Origin of the sequence: Paraburkholderia sp. RL17-337-BIB-A (genome assembly GCF_046025895.1) — a bacterium.
GTDB lineage: Bacteria > Pseudomonadota > Gammaproteobacteria > Burkholderiales > Burkholderiaceae > Paraburkholderia > Paraburkholderia fungorum_C.
The window spans coordinates 1377314-1391869 of the sequence record NZ_JARESY010000003.1 but is presented as its reverse complement, the minus strand read 5'-3'; the positions used below and the strand labels follow the sequence as shown (position 1 = coordinate 1391869).

Genomic DNA, 14556 nt, shown 5'->3' with positions numbered 1-14556 from the left:
GATTTCGGGAGGCCGACTCCCATCTTCGGTACAGCATCGCAGACTTCCGTCTGCGTTCGTGACACACTCAGGTAGGTTTCGTCAACACGCCATGATCGCCCTGCGGGTATGCCAAAACGATTCCAGCGCTTGACGAACTCCGGCGTAAAGCGCTTCACCCAACGTCTAATCGTGGTGTGCACCAGCGACAAACCGCGCTCGGCCATCATCTCGGCCACCGCTGGAGTTGGCGTCTTCATCGAGCTTTCAGTCGGTCATGTTGTTTCATACATCATAGCGGACCGCCTTACTGCAACAGAGCCCAATTGCGCCTGCGCGGCGCCACTGCGCGAAGTTAGAAACTCAGGGTTTCGTGTGCCTTGACGATGTCGCCGGCCACCGTCTCGATCTGTTCGCGTTTGAGCATGGCTTTTGAGCGCAGCAACTGATACGCATCTTCTTCAGACATGCCGCGCGAGTCCATTACGATCCGCGTGGCCTGCTGGATCACCCGGACCTTCGCCTGCTTCTGCTCGAGCCGCTCGATGTATCGCTCACGTGCGCGGGATGCCTTGAATTGCGTGAGCGCGACGGCGATGGCTGTCAATAACCCAAACGAGCGGACCGGCGACGGGATCGTAGCGAACGCATTTAACCGCAGCACCGCTTCGATGGTGATTGGATTTTCGTAGGTCACGACCGGAATCACCGGTGGCGACGTGCTTGTTCCGAGCCACGGATAATCGATTGACAGCGCCTCAGGACGCATCGCCATGACAACGAGGCCGGTGTCGGAAGGCAGGCTGTCGAGGCGCGGCCAGCATACCTGCACGTCACAGCCGATGCGCTGAAGCTGCGCGAGCAACTCTTCGCCATCCTGATCATGCGGATGAATAACAACGACCTTTAGCGAACGCAGGTCACGCAGAATCGCCGGCGTCTGCGCGGTCCGCTTCATCGATCCGCTCCCGCGCGTGCGAGTTCAGGTTGGGCGTGCGCGGTCCACGCTGGCGTGCTGTGAAAGACGACATAGGGATCCGCCTTTACGCGTTCAGGCGCGCGTCCGATTATATCGAAACGGCCATGCGCGTCGACCCGGCCGATCAACGGATGCAGGTATGTGTGGTTATTGTGCTCGTCGATACGCACGCGGCCTTGCGGCGCGTCGAACTCGAGTCCGGGCAACACGCGCAGCAACAGCGTCGGGTCGTCGGAGCCGACGCGACGGATCGCATCCGCGAGCAGATGCATCTGGAAATAGGAGGCTTCCCAGCACATGTTGGTCGGCTGATCTTCGCCGAAGCGGGCCTGATGGCGGGCGACGGCGTCGTGGTTCGCGGCTGTATCCACACTCTGGAAATACGCGGCCGACGTGATGTGTCCTTCTGCGAGGTCGTTTCCCATTACCGCGATTTCGGCTTCACTGGTCATGTGGCTGGCGATAGGCGTGCGGTACGGATCGAGCCCGACCTGCGCAAACGCACGGTACAGATGCGGAATACCTTCGCCGACTACCGTGGAGAAAATGAAGTCGGGCGCGAGTTGCTTGATCCGCTTTGCGACATCCAGATAACTCTCCCACGGCGCATCGAGCGACAGATAGGTTTCGTCCACCTTTTTCCCACCGCGCTCGAAGATCAGATCGCTCATCACGCGATTCGACTCGTATGGGCAGACATAGTCTGAACCGATCATGCTCACGCGTGAGCCGAACTGCGTGAGCATGAAACTGGCGAGTGGCAGGGTGTTCTGATTGGGCGCCGCGCCCGTGTAGATCACATTGCGGCTGTATTCGAAGCCTTCATACGGTGTCGCATAGAAAAGCAGCGCATTGTGCCGTTCGACAATCGGAATGACCGCCTTGCGCGTGCTGGACATATAACAGCCAACGATGACCCGGACCCGGTGTTCGAGAATCAGTTGTTCGGCGAGGTCGGCATAACCCCGCGGCTGGCATTGCGGATCTAGACAGACGAGTTCGATCTCGCGGTCTGACACCCCGCCCGCGCGATTGATCTCCTCTACCGCAAGTATGGCGGCTTGTAGTTGAGTGAGCTCTGCGGCTGAGGTTACGCCTGAGCGTGAATACAGGACGCCAATCCTGAATGGGTCCGAGGTACGGCCGATATTAATACGAGTCATTCGTCAAAACCGATGGGTCGCCAGGGAAGTGCGCTGTTTGTGCGTGTGGCACGTGACTGGTGCGTACTCGCACTGTCATTGTGCGGCGCTCAAAACAGTCAGCCGCGCAAACTACTTATTTATAATGCCTGCCGCTTTGATCGGGACGCAACCAATCAATTTGTGTCCGCTCCACAAAAGGGTTTTGCGGAAAGCATCCTGCCGATCGCAAACCGCTGGCATGACCATTGCTTATACGGTCACGCTGACCCGCCGTGCATAACGGGGATCCACAGCACCCATTTCGCTGTTCGAGACAAAGGCGTCCCGAACAGCACCGGCCAAAAAAGCCCGAAACCAGCTTGCCTGGTTTCGGGCTTTTTGCGTTTGCGATTTCTAATCCATCTCGGAGTGAAGCAAATGAAAAGACGTACCTTCCTGTCGGCAGTTGGCTCCGGATTGGTGACCGCTGCGGGCACTACGCTACCTAAGGCTGCGTTTGCCGCGGGAGCCAGCGATCCGATCAAGCTCGGCTTGCTGTTTTCGCAATCGGGCACGATGGCCAACGGCGAGTCGCTGCTAAAAGATACGGCACTGATGACGATCGATCAGATCAACGCCAAGGGCGGCGTGCTCGGGCGCAAGCTTCAGGGCGTCGTCGTCGATCCGGCGTCGGATTGGCCCATGTATGCGCAGCTCTCGAAGCAACTGATCCTGCGCGACAAATGCGCGGCGCTGTTCGGCTGCTGGACGTCGGTGTCGCGCAAGTCGGTGTTGCCGGTGGTCGAGTCGCAGGACAATCTGCTGTTTTATCCGCTTCACTTCGAAGGCGAAGAGCAGTCGAAGAACGTCGTCTATCTGAACTCGCCGCCGAGCAGCTCGGTGCTCCCCGCGATCGATTACCTGATGAGTGACCAGGGCGGCGGCGCTAAGCGCTTCTATATGATCGGCAGCGACTACGTCTGGCCACGCACGATCAACAAGATGCTCAAGGGCTACCTGAAGACGAAAAACATTCCGGACTCGGCATGGCGCGAACACTACGTTCCATTCGGGCAGTCGAACTTCCAGACCATCGTGCGCGACATCAAGGACTTCGCCGCGCAACCGGGCGGCCAGGCCATCGTCGTGATGACCGTGGTTGGCGATTCGATTCCGGCGATGTTCAAGGAAGCGATCAATCAGGGCGTGCGCGCAACCGATATTCCGATTCTGGGCCTGGACGTGGTCGACAGCGATCTGGAAGGTCTCGATACGAAGCCGCTGGTCGGCCACCTCAGCTGCTGGTGCTACTTCCAGAACGTCGATACACCGCAGAACCGCCAGTTCAAGAGCGACTGGAAGAACTACGTCAGCGCGCATAACCTGAAGCATCGGCCGGACATGGTGATCGACCCAATGGTGTCGACCTATCTCGGCATCAATCTGTGGGCGCAGGCGGCCACGAAAGCGCACTCCACCAGCACGGACGCGGTGCGCAAGGCGCTCGCGGGTCAGTCGATGGTCGATCCGGCAGGTTACACGGTGAAGATGGATGCTTCCACGCAGTACTTGTGGCGTGGCGACATGATCGGCTCGATCAACGCGACTCAGGGCTTCGACATCTTGTGGAAGTCGAAAGACATCGAGAAGCCAGTGCCATTCAGCCCGTTCGTCGGCAAGGCTTGATAGTCCCTGTTGCATAGTCAGGCAGTCAGGTAGTTGTGGGACCGGCATACGCAAGCATGCCGGTCCCCCCAGCAGGATCGAATGGAAATACCCATGATCAATTTCAGGCAGATCTTTCTCGCGATCGCTTGTCTGGCGCTTGTTTGGGCCACTACCGCGAGCGCCGCACCGGGCCGCGCCGCGATGCTCACGTCGTTCTGCGCGACGAACGGCGATAAGGCTGCGGCACTGGAGCAACTCGTCGAAACCGGCGTGTCGGACGATACGCACGAGCGTGCGTGGGCGCGTCAGATCGTCGATGCGATGCGTAACGGCGCGCTGTCGTGCGGCGCCGACGGTCAGGCGACGCTGCAAGCAAACCCTCCGCTCGACGCCGCGACTCTCCAGCCGCGCGCCAATGCGCCGGCTGATTCACCCTATGTGCCGAGCATCGTGATGATGCGCAAGCTCGCAGTGGCGTCGGCGGAAATGGACCTGTTCTCGCCGCAGCAAGACACCCGCGCGACGGCCGCGCGGCAAGTCGACAAGTTCTTTGCATTGCTCGATCCCGCTGTCGTCGCCCGTGCGGTCAAGGCGCAGCACGACCCGGATATCGCAACCATTCTCACGCTGGCGCTGGCTAAACGCGGACTGAACAGCAACGTCAAGGCCGACCGTCTGGCGGCGATCAAGGCCGTGGCCGAGGTGCCGAGCGAAACCGCGCGTACCGCGCTGGCGAACTTCGCGGCGCAGGATTCCGTGCGCTCGGATCCCGATGTGCTCGCCGCAGTGCAGGGTGCGATTCGCCACATGGACACGTGGCTGTCGCTCGGCAGGGGCATGTCTATTCTGTTTAGCGGCTTGAGTTATGCCGGCGTGTTGTTGCTGACGGCGCTCGGTTTGTCGATCGTGTTCGGCCTAATGGGCGTGATCAATCTCGCGCATGGCGAATTCATCATGATCGGCGCGTATTCGACGTATCTCGTCGAACGTTTCATGCAGGCGTATCTGCCGGGCTGGTTCGACGCCTACATTTTCGTGGCGATTCCCGTGGCGTTCGTGATCTGCGCCGTGTGCGGCATGCTGCTCGAATTCTTCGTCATCCGGTTTCTGTATCGCCGGCCGCTGGAGACGCTGCTCGCCACGTGGGCGGTCAGCATTGCGTTGATCAAGCTGATTCAGGTGCTGTTCGGCTCGCAGAACGTCGAGTTCATCACGCCCGGCTTTCTCAACGGCGGCATGCAGGTCGCGCCCGGCTTTTTCGTGACCTACAACCGCGTGTTCGCAATCGTGCTCGCTGTGTTGATCTTCGTCGCGACTTTCGCCGTGGTCCGCTTCACGAAGCTTGGATTGCTGATGCGCGCCACCACGCAGCTGCGCGACATGGCGCGCTGCCTGGGCGTACCCGCCGAGCGCGTCGATCGCATTGCGTTCGGCCTGGGCGCTGGCCTCGCGGGACTGGCCGGCGTGGTGCTGACGCAGATTGCCAGCGTCAATCCGTCGATGGGCACAGGCTTTGTCGTCGACTCGTTCATGGTGGTGGTGCTCGGCGGTGCGGGCAGTCTCGCGGGGACAGTCGTGTCGTCGCTCGCGCTCGGCGAAATCAACCAGTTTATCGAACCGTTCTACGGAGCAGTTGCCGCCAAGGTGGCCGTGCTTCTGCTCATCGTGCTGATTATCCAGAAGCGCCCGCAAGGACTCTTCGCATTGAAGACTCGCGTATGAAGACGTTTCCTGATCCGCGTAACAGCGGGAGATTCACCTTGTCGGCGTTCGCAACGAAATGGATGGGCCGGTCCGTGGAGGTCGGCATCGTCCCGGTGCTGGTCCTGCTGGCGTTCTATCTGCCGTTTGCCTATTTTGTGATTCCGGAATCGAATGCGCTGCATCTGTCGCTGTTCGGCATCAACCTGATCGGACAGATCATGTGTTTCGCGCTGCTCGCGCTGGCGCTCGATCTGGTCTGGGGTTATGCGGGCATCCTAAGCCTCGGGCACGGCATCTTCTTCGGCATAGGCGGCTATATGATGGCCATCTATCTGCTGAACGGCGCCTATGCCGAAACGCACGTATTGCCGGACTTCATGCAATACATGGGCGCGAGCGACTTTCCCGCGGTATGGAAGATGCTCTCGCGGCTCGATGTGACGATCTTCGCCACAATCGTCGTCACCGTGCTGGTCGCGGGCGCGTTCGGCTTCGTCACGTTCCGCTCGCGTATCAATGGCGTGTATCTGTCGATCATCACGCAGGCGCTCACGTATGCGCTGATGTTGCTGTTGTTCATCAACGACGTGGGGCTCGGCGGCAACAACGGCATGACCGGCTTCACGAGCCTCGCGGGCCGCAAGCTTGCCGATACGTCCACGCAGATAGGCCTCGCGGTGTGTTCGTGCCTGCTGCTGGTGGTGGCCTATGTCGGGGTGCGCTTCCTGGCGCGCTCCAGTTTTGGCCGGGCGCTGATCGCGGTGCGCGACGACGAAGCGCGGATGCGTTTTCTCGGCTACCGCACGCATACGCTGAAGCTCTTCGCGTGGTGTCTCTCGGCGGTCCTCGCGGCGTTTGCCGGGATGCTGTACGTGCCACAGGTCGGCATCGTCAACCCGACTATCGTTTCGCCGCAACTGTCCGTCGAGATTGCCGTGTGGGTGGCCATCGGTGGGCGCGGCACCCTGATCGGCGCAATTGTCGGCGCGATCGTGATCAACGGACTCAAGTTCTGGCTGACCTCGCAACTGCCGGAGGTGTGGCCGTTCATTCTTGCCGGCGTGACGCTCGTGATCGTCGTCTATTTCAGCAACGGCGTGTGGGGTACGCTCAAGGCCGCTGCTAGCGAAAGCAAGGGGGGCGGACAATGAGCCAGCCACAACCGGCTACCGCCATCTACATCAGCGGCCTGTCTGTCACGTTTTCCGGCTTCGCGGCGATCACGAACCTGTCGATGGAGTTTCGATACGGCGAGATTCGCGCCATAATCGGTCCGAACGGTGCGGGCAAGACGACCTTGATGGACGTCATCACGGGCAAGACCCGGCCGGCAGGCGGCGAGGTCTTTCTGAACAAGGTCACGAACCTCGCGACGCTCGACGAAACGTCCATCGCGCGCCTGGGCATCGGCCGCAAGTTTCAGAAGCCGAGCGTGTTCGAAGCTTTGCGGGTTCGCGAAAATCTCGAACTGGCGATTCGCAACGGTCGCGGCTATGCTGCGATGGTTCGCTCGCGCTTCGGCGCACAGCAGAACCGGCGCATCGACGAAGTGCTCGAGACGATCGGTCTCGAGAATGAAGGGCCCAGGATGGCCGGCACGCTGTCGCACGGCCAGAAGCAGTGGCTCGAAATCGGCATGCTGCTTGTCGCCGATCCGCAAGTGATCCTGCTCGATGAACCGGTTGCCGGCATGACCGACCACGAAACCGCACGCACCGCTGAACTGATCATGCGGCTCAAGTCGCCCGAGCGGGCGGTGGTGGTGATCGAGCACGACATGGATTTTGTCGGCAGGATCGCGGACCTCGTCAGCGTGCTGCATGAAGGGCAGTTGCTGGGCGAAGGATCGATGGAGAGCGTGCGCAACGATCCACGCGTGATTCAGGTTTATCTCGGACGGTGAACATGCTGAAGATTTCCGCACTCAATCAGTTTTACGGCAGCAGCCACACGTTGCGAGACGTGTCGCTGAATGTCGCCGACGGCGCCTGCACAGTAGTGCTCGGCCGTAACGGCGTGGGCAAGACGACCTTGCTGAAGTGCCTCGTCGGGCTACTGCCGGTCAAAGCCGGCGAAATCGAACTGGCGGGCCAGCCGCTGACCCGCACGCCGTCGCACCGGCGCGTACTGGCGGGTCTGGGCTACGTGCCGCAAGGGCGCGAGATTTTTCCGCAACTCAGCGTGGAAGAAAACCTGCGTATCGGCGCCTACGCGGGCGAGAGCAATCAGACCGCCAAGGGCAAGCAATTTTCCTTCGACGACGTCTTCCATACCTTTCCCGTGCTGAAGAAGATGCGCCGCCGCATTGCGGGGAACCTGTCCGGCGGACAGCAGCAGCAGCTTGCGATTGGCCGGGCGCTTCTGACCAATCCAAAGCTGCTGATTCTCGACGAACCGACCGAGGGCATCCAGCCGTCGATCGTGATGGAGATCGAGGCGGTGATCCGTTCGCTGAAAGGATCGCTGTCGATCCTGCTGGTAGAACAATTTTTCGATTTCGCGCAGGCGGTGGCCGACGACTATGTCGTGCTGGTACGCGGCCAGGTCGTGTCGGCGGGGCCGGGGAGCCAGATGGAAGCCAATAACGTCAGAGCGCTAATTTCAGTGTGATGCGGCGGCAGTGTTGCGCCCATTCACTTCGGCAACCCACATTTGAACAGGAACACCACAATGAACTGGCTAGAACAATCGATCATGCACACCCGCGGCGTCGCACGCGGTCAGGTCCGCGAAACGCATGAACTCAGCGAATCCCGACAGGGCACGTTTCACTACACCATCGGACCGTACTCGACGCCGGTGATGAACATCGCCCCGGGCGACCGGGTCGTGGTTGAGACTCGCGATGCATTCGACGGCAAGATTCTCACGGAACAGGATCTACCGAGTCAGAAGCTGCGGGTGCCGTTTCTGAATCCGCAAAGCGGCCCGATCATGATCGAGGGCGCGGAGAAGGGCGACGTGGTGGCGGTGTACATCGAATCGATGCTGCCGCGTGGCGACAATCCGCGCGGCACCTGCTGCCTGATTCCGCGCTTCGGCGCGCTGACCGGTACGGAATTCACGGCAACGCTCAATGAGCCGCTGCCCGAGATCACCCGCAAGATCGACGTGGACGAAGAAGGCGTTTACTGGAGCAAGCGCGTCACGCTGCCGTACAAGCCGCATATCGGCACGCTGAGCCTGTCGCCGGAAATCGACTCGATCAATTCGCTCACGCCGGATAACCACGGCGGTAATATGGACGTGCCCGACATGGGCCCGGGTAGCATCACTTATCTGCCGGTGCGCTCCGCCGGTGCGCGGCTCTTTATCGGCGACGCGCACGCCTGCCAGGGCGACGGCGAAGTGTGCGGCACCGCTGTCGAATACTCCAGCACGACCACGATCCACGTCGATCTGATCAAGGGCTGGCACATCGACTGGCCGCGCCTGGAGACCGATGAGCTGTTGATGGCGATCGGCAGCGCGCGCCCGCTTGAAGACGCGACGCGTATCGCGTATCACGAACTGGTGCTGTGGATGGAAAAAGAATACGGCTTCGACCGCTGGGATGCCTATATGATGCTCAGCCAGTGCGGCAGGGTGCGGTTGGGCAATTTCGTCGACCCGAAGTATTCGGTCGGCGCGGCGATCAGCAAGAAATATCTCGCACCGGCTGCCTGAGGAGACGCCACCATGGATCTGCAACTCAAAGGTTTGAAGGCGCTTGTCACCGGCGGTACCAAGGGTATCGGCCGCGCCATTGCGCAAACGCTGGCAGCCGAAGGCGCGGACGTCGCGCTCTGCGCGCGTGATGGCGCCGCCGTCGAACAGACGGTGGCCGGCATCGTGCAGGTCACCGGTGGTGCGGTCAAGGTGTGCGGCGCCTCGGTCGACGTTTCGAACGGTCCGGCGTTACAGGCCTGGACCCGCGAGGCCGCCGCGCAACTGGGCGGCATCGACATCGTGGTCGCTAATGTGAGCGCGCTGTCGATCGGCAACGATCTCGAATCGTGGCGCAAGGAGTTCGAAACCGACCTGATGGGCACGGTCAACCTGGTCGACGCCGCGCTGCCGTTTCTCGAAGCGAGCAAGGCCGCCTCGATCATCGCGATATCGAGCGTGTCCGGCCGTGAAATCGACTTTGCCGCCGGCCCTTACGGGACCTTCAAGGCGGCGTTGATCCACTACATGCAAGGCCTTGCGTACCACCTCGCGCCGAAGGGCATCCGCGCGAACGCCATCTCGCCGGGCAACGTCTACTTCGAAGGCGGCGTGTGGGATCACATCGAACACAATGATCCGAAGCTGTTCGCGGAAGCACTCGCGTTGAATCCCAGTGGACGCATGGCGCGCCCGCAGGAGATCGCGAATGCGGTCGCGTTCGTCGCGAGTCCGGCGGCAAGCTTCGTGAGCGGGACGAATTTTGTAGTGGATGGCGCGCTCACGCGCGGGGTGCAGCTCTAAGTGCCGCAAAGCCGCGTCACTTAGTTCGATTCGACATAAAAACCAAGGAGCCTTGACGATAATGAAAAGAATCTCTTCCCTTCCGACCGCCGGCCGCTCACGCGGCGCGGCGGCCGCTCTGCTGGTATCGCTCGCGATGGCGAGCCACGCGGCCATCGCCGCCGATCCGATCAGGATCGGCGTGCCCGTGGGTCTGAGTGGCGCGAATAGCGTGGTTGCCCCGTCGGTGGTTCAGGCAGCGCAACTGGCTGTCGACGAGATCAATGCGAAAGGCGGCATTCTGGGGCGTCAGGTCAGCCTGGAAGTGGCCGATGACGGTAGCGGCGCGGCGGGCGCGCAAAAGGCGTTCGATTCGCTGATCTTCGAAAAGAAGGTCAACGCGCTCATCTCGATGGAAACGAGTGCCGCGCGCAACGCGGGCCTGCCGATCGTGACGCGCGGCAAGGTGCCGTTCATCTACACGTCGTTCTATGAAGGCCGCTCCTGCAACCGTTACATGTACGTCGATGCATGGGTGCCCGACCAGCAGGTCGCGCCGATCGTCGATTACTTCATGAAGCAGCAGAAGGCGAAGACGTTCTTTCTGATCGGCAGCGACTACGCGTTCGGTCGCGGCATGCTCGACTTCTCGAAGACCTACATCGAAAAGCACGGCGGCAAGGTGGTCGGCAACGAGTATCTGCCCATGGACGGTTCCGACTGGACCTCGATCATCAGCAAGCTGCAGGCGGCCAAGCCTGACGCGATCATCACCTCGACCGCGGGCGGCGCGCCGAACGTCACCCTCACCAAGCAACTGCGTGCGGCGGGCGTGAAGGTTCCGTACGGCAATCTCGCCGTCGACGAGGGCACCGCCAAAAGCATGGGCGCGGACGCGCAGGGCATCTACATCTCCGGTTCGTATGTGACCAACATCGATTCGCCGGCGAACCACACGTTCCTCGCTGCGATGCAAAAACGCTTCGGTGCGGATCTGAAGACACCGAACGATCTTTCGGTGCCGGAGTACGAGGCGATCTACCTGTACAAGGCCGCGGTGGAGAAAGCCGGTTCGGTCGACACGGCGAAGGTGATTCCGGCGCTCGCCCAGGTTTCGTTCGACGGCCCGCGCGGCCACATCCAGATGGACAAGCAACGTCATACGCCGCTCACGATGTATCTGGGCCAGGTGCAGGCGGACGGGTCGGTGAAGGTGATCGAATCGTTCCCCCACGTTGATCCCGGCGCGCAGTGTCCGGCCCTGAAGTAAGCCATACTACGGAGTCCCGGCAATGCTGAATCTCGGGCTTGATGTCGTCACCACGGCGGCCATCCTGTTCATTGTTTCGGCGGGGTTGTTGATGGTCTTCGGCGTGATGAAGATCATCAACTTCTCGCATGGAGCGTTTCTGACGACCGGCGGCTATGCGAGCGTGCTCGTCGAGCACGCCGGCCTGGACTGGTGGTGGGGCGTGCCGTGCGCGCTCGCGATCGGCTTCGTGGCGGGGATGGCGGTCGAGCGGTTCATCGTTCGTCCGTTGTACGCGCGCCCGCTCGACGCGATTCTGGCGACCTGGGGTCTGGGCATCATCGTCGGCCAGCTTATTACGCTGGCGTTCGGCCGCGGCGTGCAGATGGTGGCCAGTCCGGTGGACGGCGCGATTTCGTTTGCCGGTACTCAGTACTCGGCCTACCGGCTGATTCTGGTCGGCGTGGCCTTGCTGGTCGCGCTCGCGCTCGGCTGGCTGCTCAACGGCACCCGGCTCGGCTTGCAGACCCGGGCGGTGATCATGAACGAAGCGCTCGCACGCGGGCTCGGCATCAGCAGTTCGCGGGTGCGCTTCATGACCTTCTGCACCGGCGCTGCGCTGGCGTCGGCTGCGGGCTGTCTGATTACGCCGCTTGCCAGCGTCGATCCGAACATGGGCGTGCCGTGGATCGTCGGCGCGTTCATGCTGGTGCTGGTGTCCGGTTCGTCGCTGATCAGTCTGGCGGTGGCGAGCGTGGTGCTCGGCGGCGCGCAGGTGCTGGTCAGCACCTTCGTCAATCCCGTGCTCGGCGGTCTGACCATCGCGGTACTGGCAGCTTTGTTGTTACGCGTTCGACCGGAGGGCTTCGCACGTGGCTGATCCCGCTTCCACCCCGTCGGTGCGCGCCGCGGTTGCTTCACCGTGGAAGGGGCCGGCAGCAATCGGCGCCGTTGCGCTCGTCGTTCTGGCCATCTGCAGCGTCACGCTGCCGACTTTCCTCGTCAACAACCTGATTCGCGCGTTTCTGTATGCGGCGGTCGCGTTGACCGTCGATCTGTTGTGGGGCTATACCGGCATCCTCACATTCGGACAGTCGGCATTTTTCGGCATCGGCGCTTACGCGGCCGGGCTGATTTTCACGCATGCCGGCTTTTCGTTTCCGCTTGCGGCGGCAGCCCTTGCGGCCGGCGTCGCCGCTGCCTGGATCGTGTCGCGCGCGGTCGGCTGGCTGGCGTTTTATCACGGGGCATCGCCGCTCTACGCTTCGGTCGTCACCCTCGTATTGCCGATCGTGCTGGTTCAGTGCATCTATTCGGGCGGCGAGTTCACCGGATCGAGCAGCGGCCTGTCCGGCTTCGACAGTTTCGATATTCCGCTTGAAGCCTGGTTTTTCATCGCGGGCGCATTACTGGTTTTGCTGGCCGTGGTGGCGTGGATGTTCGTGCGCAGCGATGCGGGGCAACTACTGGTCGCCATCCGCGAAAACGAAGCACGCTGCGAGTATCTCGGCATCAATGCGTCGCGCTACAAGGCGCGGCTGATGGACGCGTGCGCGGTGATCGCCGCGTTCGCGGGCTTTCTGTTTGCCTGCGTGCAGATGGTGGTGGCGCCGGAATACGCCGGTTTTGTGTTCGGCACGGAACTGGTCATCTGGGTCGCGCTCGGCGGGCGCGGATCGCTGATCGGACCGATCGTCGGCGCCATGCTAATCGACGTCGGCAGCGCCTATCTCAGCGGCAATCTGCCTTATGTCTGGACGTTGCTGGTGGGTGTGGCGTTCGTCGTCGTGATCGTGGCGATGCCGCGCGGGCTCGCGCCGCTTGTGTCCGGCGCAGCGCGTCAGGTGCTGCCGCGCCGCCGCCGCCGTGCGGCGCCCGCGTTGGTGACGCTGATCGCGGCGCCGCCGCGCGATGACGGCACGGTGGACAACACCCGTGCGGCGCTATCGATCAAGCACGTGCGCAAGCATTTCGGCAGCCTCAAGGTGCTTGACGACATCAGCTTCGACGCGCGCGCCGGAGAGCTGCTCAGTCTGATCGGGCCGAACGGCGCGGGCAAGAGCACGCTGATGCGCTGCATTGCGGACGGCGCGGAACGCTCGGGCGGCACAGTCGAGATCGGCGGCACGGAGATCCGCACGCTCGCGCCGTACGACTGCGTGGCGCTGGGTGTCGGTCGCAAGTTCCAGACCGCGACGGTGTTCGAATCGCTCAGCGTCGGTGAGGCGTTGCGGGTTGCGCGCTATCGGGTGGCGCCACCGTCGAAATGGCGGCGCGACCCGGTGCTCGCGCTGCCGCAGCCGGCCCTCGACGTGCTGCGGCTGACGGGACTCGACCGGATTCTTGAACGCGAGTGCCGCTACCTGTCGCACGGCCAGAAGCAGGCGCTTGAACTGGCGATGGTGCTCGCCCTCGAGCCGCGCACGGTGCTGCTGGACGAACCCACCGCGGGCCTGACGAAACAGGAGCGCACACAGATCGGCGAGATTTTCGTCGAACTGTCGTCGCGCTATCGGATGTGTCTGCTGCTGGTCGAGCATGATCTCGATTTCGTGCAGCAGATCAGTTCGCGCATCGTCGTGCTGCACCAGGGGCGCATTGTGATGGACGGCGGTGTCGAAGAAGTCGTGAACTCCGACATCGTGCGTGCGGTGTATGCGGGCGGTGCGCATGCCGCCGCCAGTCAGCCGGAGGCGGACGCATGAATGCATCGACGATAGTACAGGTCGACGCGCTGCACAGCGGGTACGGCGAGGCGATGGTGCTCAAGGGCCTGAACCTCACGCTCGCGCGCGGCGAAGTGGTGGCGATTCTCGGCAAGAACGGCATGGGCAAATCGACCTTGCTGAAAACGCTGATGGGTTTCATTCGCCCGAAGAGCGGCGACATCGCGTTGTTCGGCGAGCGGACCACGGGCGTGCCGCCGAACCGGATCGCGCGGCGCGACGTCGCTTACATCCCGCAGGAAAAGGCCTTGTTTCAGGACTTGTCCGTCGAAGAGAACCTGAAGCTCGCGCTCGTGCGCGATCGCGATTTCAAGCCGCTTTTCGAGCGTATCGAGGATCTTTTCCCGTTTCTGAAAGACCGCCTCAAACAGAAAGCCGGCACGCTGTCGGGTGGCGAGCAGAAAATGCTGCTGGTCGCGCGGGCGTTGATTCGCCAGCCGAAGCTGATTCTGGTCGACGAAATCACCGAGGGCATGCAGCCGTCGGTGATCGAACGGCTGGTCGGCATTCTCAGCCGCGAGCGTGACAGTGCCGGCACGACGATGCTGTTGGTCGAGCAGCACGTGCAGTTTGCTTTTTCCGTCGCGAATCGCTACGCGGTGCTCGAACTCGGTGAGATTCCGGCGGCCGGTGATACGGCGGATCCGTCGGCGCAGGCCACGGTTTCGCGTTTCCTGTCGCTGTAACACTAAGGGGAAA

Annotated in this window: 13 protein-coding genes and 1 pseudogene; 11 read left to right on the top strand and 3 right to left on the bottom strand. The window is 61.9% G+C overall.

The window, feature by feature from the left end:
- Positions 1-17: 17 nt before the first annotated feature.
- From P0D84_RS49140 to P0D84_RS44750, 3 genes and pseudogenes are all read right to left on the bottom strand, one after another.
- A pseudogene (locus P0D84_RS49140) lies at positions 18-218 on the bottom strand (IS6 family transposase); the annotation flags it as partial.
- A gap of 116 nt (positions 219-334) precedes the next feature.
- Complete coding sequence (locus P0D84_RS44755; protein WP_408349489.1) at positions 335-937, bottom strand: ANTAR domain-containing response regulator; 603 nt, start codon at positions 935-937, stop codon at positions 335-337.
- Positions 934-2121, bottom strand: coding sequence for a transporter substrate-binding domain-containing protein (locus P0D84_RS44750; RefSeq protein WP_408349486.1), 1188 nt, complete (start codon positions 2119-2121; stop codon positions 934-936). The genes P0D84_RS44755 and P0D84_RS44750 overlap by 4 nt, the downstream gene beginning before the upstream one ends.
- A 399-nt stretch (positions 2122-2520) precedes the next feature.
- Here P0D84_RS44750 and P0D84_RS44745 point away from each other — a divergent pair, with 399 nt between their 5' ends.
- From P0D84_RS44745 to P0D84_RS44695, 11 genes are all read left to right on the top strand, one after another.
- The gene (locus tag P0D84_RS44745; protein ID WP_408349483.1) at positions 2521-3768 is read left to right on the top strand and encodes an urea ABC transporter substrate-binding protein; all 1248 of its coding nucleotides are present in this window, start codon (positions 2521-2523) and stop codon (positions 3766-3768) included.
- Between the two features lie 93 nt (positions 3769-3861).
- Complete coding sequence (gene urtB / locus P0D84_RS44740) at positions 3862-5472, top strand: urea ABC transporter permease subunit UrtB (protein ID WP_408349480.1); 1611 nt, start codon at positions 3862-3864, stop codon at positions 5470-5472.
- On the top strand, positions 5469-6605 hold the full coding sequence (urtC, locus tag P0D84_RS44735) for an urea ABC transporter permease subunit UrtC (protein ID WP_408349477.1): 1137 nt from the start codon (positions 5469-5471) through the stop codon (positions 6603-6605). Before urtB ends, urtC begins: the two co-directional genes overlap by 4 nt.
- Complete coding sequence (gene urtD, locus P0D84_RS44730) at positions 6602-7357, top strand: urea ABC transporter ATP-binding protein UrtD (protein ID WP_408349474.1); 756 nt, start codon at positions 6602-6604, stop codon at positions 7355-7357. The genes urtC and urtD overlap by 4 nt, the downstream gene beginning before the upstream one ends.
- A 2-nt stretch (positions 7358-7359) precedes the next feature.
- Positions 7360-8064, top strand: coding sequence for an urea ABC transporter ATP-binding subunit UrtE (gene urtE / locus P0D84_RS44725; protein WP_408349471.1), 705 nt, complete (start codon positions 7360-7362; stop codon positions 8062-8064).
- Between the two features lie 60 nt (positions 8065-8124).
- Positions 8125-9120, top strand: coding sequence for an acetamidase/formamidase family protein (locus tag P0D84_RS44720; protein WP_408349468.1), 996 nt, complete (start codon positions 8125-8127; stop codon positions 9118-9120).
- 12 nt (positions 9121-9132) lie between these two features.
- The gene (locus tag P0D84_RS44715; protein WP_408349465.1) at positions 9133-9903 is read left to right on the top strand and encodes an SDR family NAD(P)-dependent oxidoreductase; all 771 of its coding nucleotides are present in this window, start codon (positions 9133-9135) and stop codon (positions 9901-9903) included.
- Between the two features lie 136 nt (positions 9904-10039).
- Entirely contained in the window at positions 10040-11152 is a 1113-nt protein-coding gene (locus P0D84_RS44710) for a substrate-binding protein (RefSeq protein WP_408349868.1), read from the top strand.
- Between the two features lie 25 nt (positions 11153-11177).
- Positions 11178-12011 (top strand): branched-chain amino acid ABC transporter permease, encoded by an 834-nt coding sequence (locus P0D84_RS44705; protein ID WP_408349865.1) that lies wholly within the window; start codon positions 11178-11180, stop codon positions 12009-12011.
- Positions 12004-13836: a branched-chain amino acid ABC transporter ATP-binding protein/permease gene (locus tag P0D84_RS44700; protein ID WP_408349462.1), complete on the top strand. Its 1833-nt coding sequence runs from the start codon at positions 12004-12006 to the stop codon at positions 13834-13836. Before P0D84_RS44705 ends, P0D84_RS44700 begins: the two co-directional genes overlap by 8 nt.
- A complete protein-coding gene (locus P0D84_RS44695; RefSeq protein WP_408349459.1) occupies positions 13833-14543 on the top strand; it encodes a branched-chain amino acid ABC transporter ATP-binding protein in 711 nt (236 codons plus the stop codon). The genes P0D84_RS44700 and P0D84_RS44695 overlap by 4 nt, the downstream gene beginning before the upstream one ends.
- Positions 14544-14556: the final 13 nt, after the last annotated feature.

Bases quoted from the DNA above. Each gene is read 5' to 3' on its own strand.
- P0D84_RS44695 (WP_408349459.1), top strand. From the start codon at position 13,833: ATGAATGCATCGACGATAGTACAGGTCGACGCGCTGCACAGCGGGTAC.
- P0D84_RS44750 (WP_408349486.1), bottom strand. From the start codon at position 2,121: ATGACTCGTATTAATATCGGCCGTACCTCGGACCCATTCAGGATTGGC.
- P0D84_RS44720 (WP_408349468.1), top strand. From the start codon at position 8,125: ATGAACTGGCTAGAACAATCGATCATGCACACCCGCGGCGTCGCACGC.
- P0D84_RS44745 (WP_408349483.1), top strand. From the start codon at position 2,521: ATGAAAAGACGTACCTTCCTGTCGGCAGTTGGCTCCGGATTGGTGACC.
- P0D84_RS44710 (WP_408349868.1), top strand. From the start codon at position 10,040: ATGGCGAGCCACGCGGCCATCGCCGCCGATCCGATCAGGATCGGCGTG.
- P0D84_RS44755 (WP_408349489.1), bottom strand. From the start codon at position 937: ATGAAGCGGACCGCGCAGACGCCGGCGATTCTGCGTGACCTGCGTTCG.
- urtD (WP_408349474.1), top strand. From the start codon at position 6,602: ATGAGCCAGCCACAACCGGCTACCGCCATCTACATCAGCGGCCTGTCT.
- urtC (WP_408349477.1), top strand. From the start codon at position 5,469: ATGAAGACGTTTCCTGATCCGCGTAACAGCGGGAGATTCACCTTGTCG.
- urtB (WP_408349480.1), top strand. From the start codon at position 3,862: ATGATCAATTTCAGGCAGATCTTTCTCGCGATCGCTTGTCTGGCGCTT.
- P0D84_RS44715 (WP_408349465.1), top strand. From the start codon at position 9,133: ATGGATCTGCAACTCAAAGGTTTGAAGGCGCTTGTCACCGGCGGTACC.
- urtE (WP_408349471.1), top strand. From the start codon at position 7,360: ATGCTGAAGATTTCCGCACTCAATCAGTTTTACGGCAGCAGCCACACG.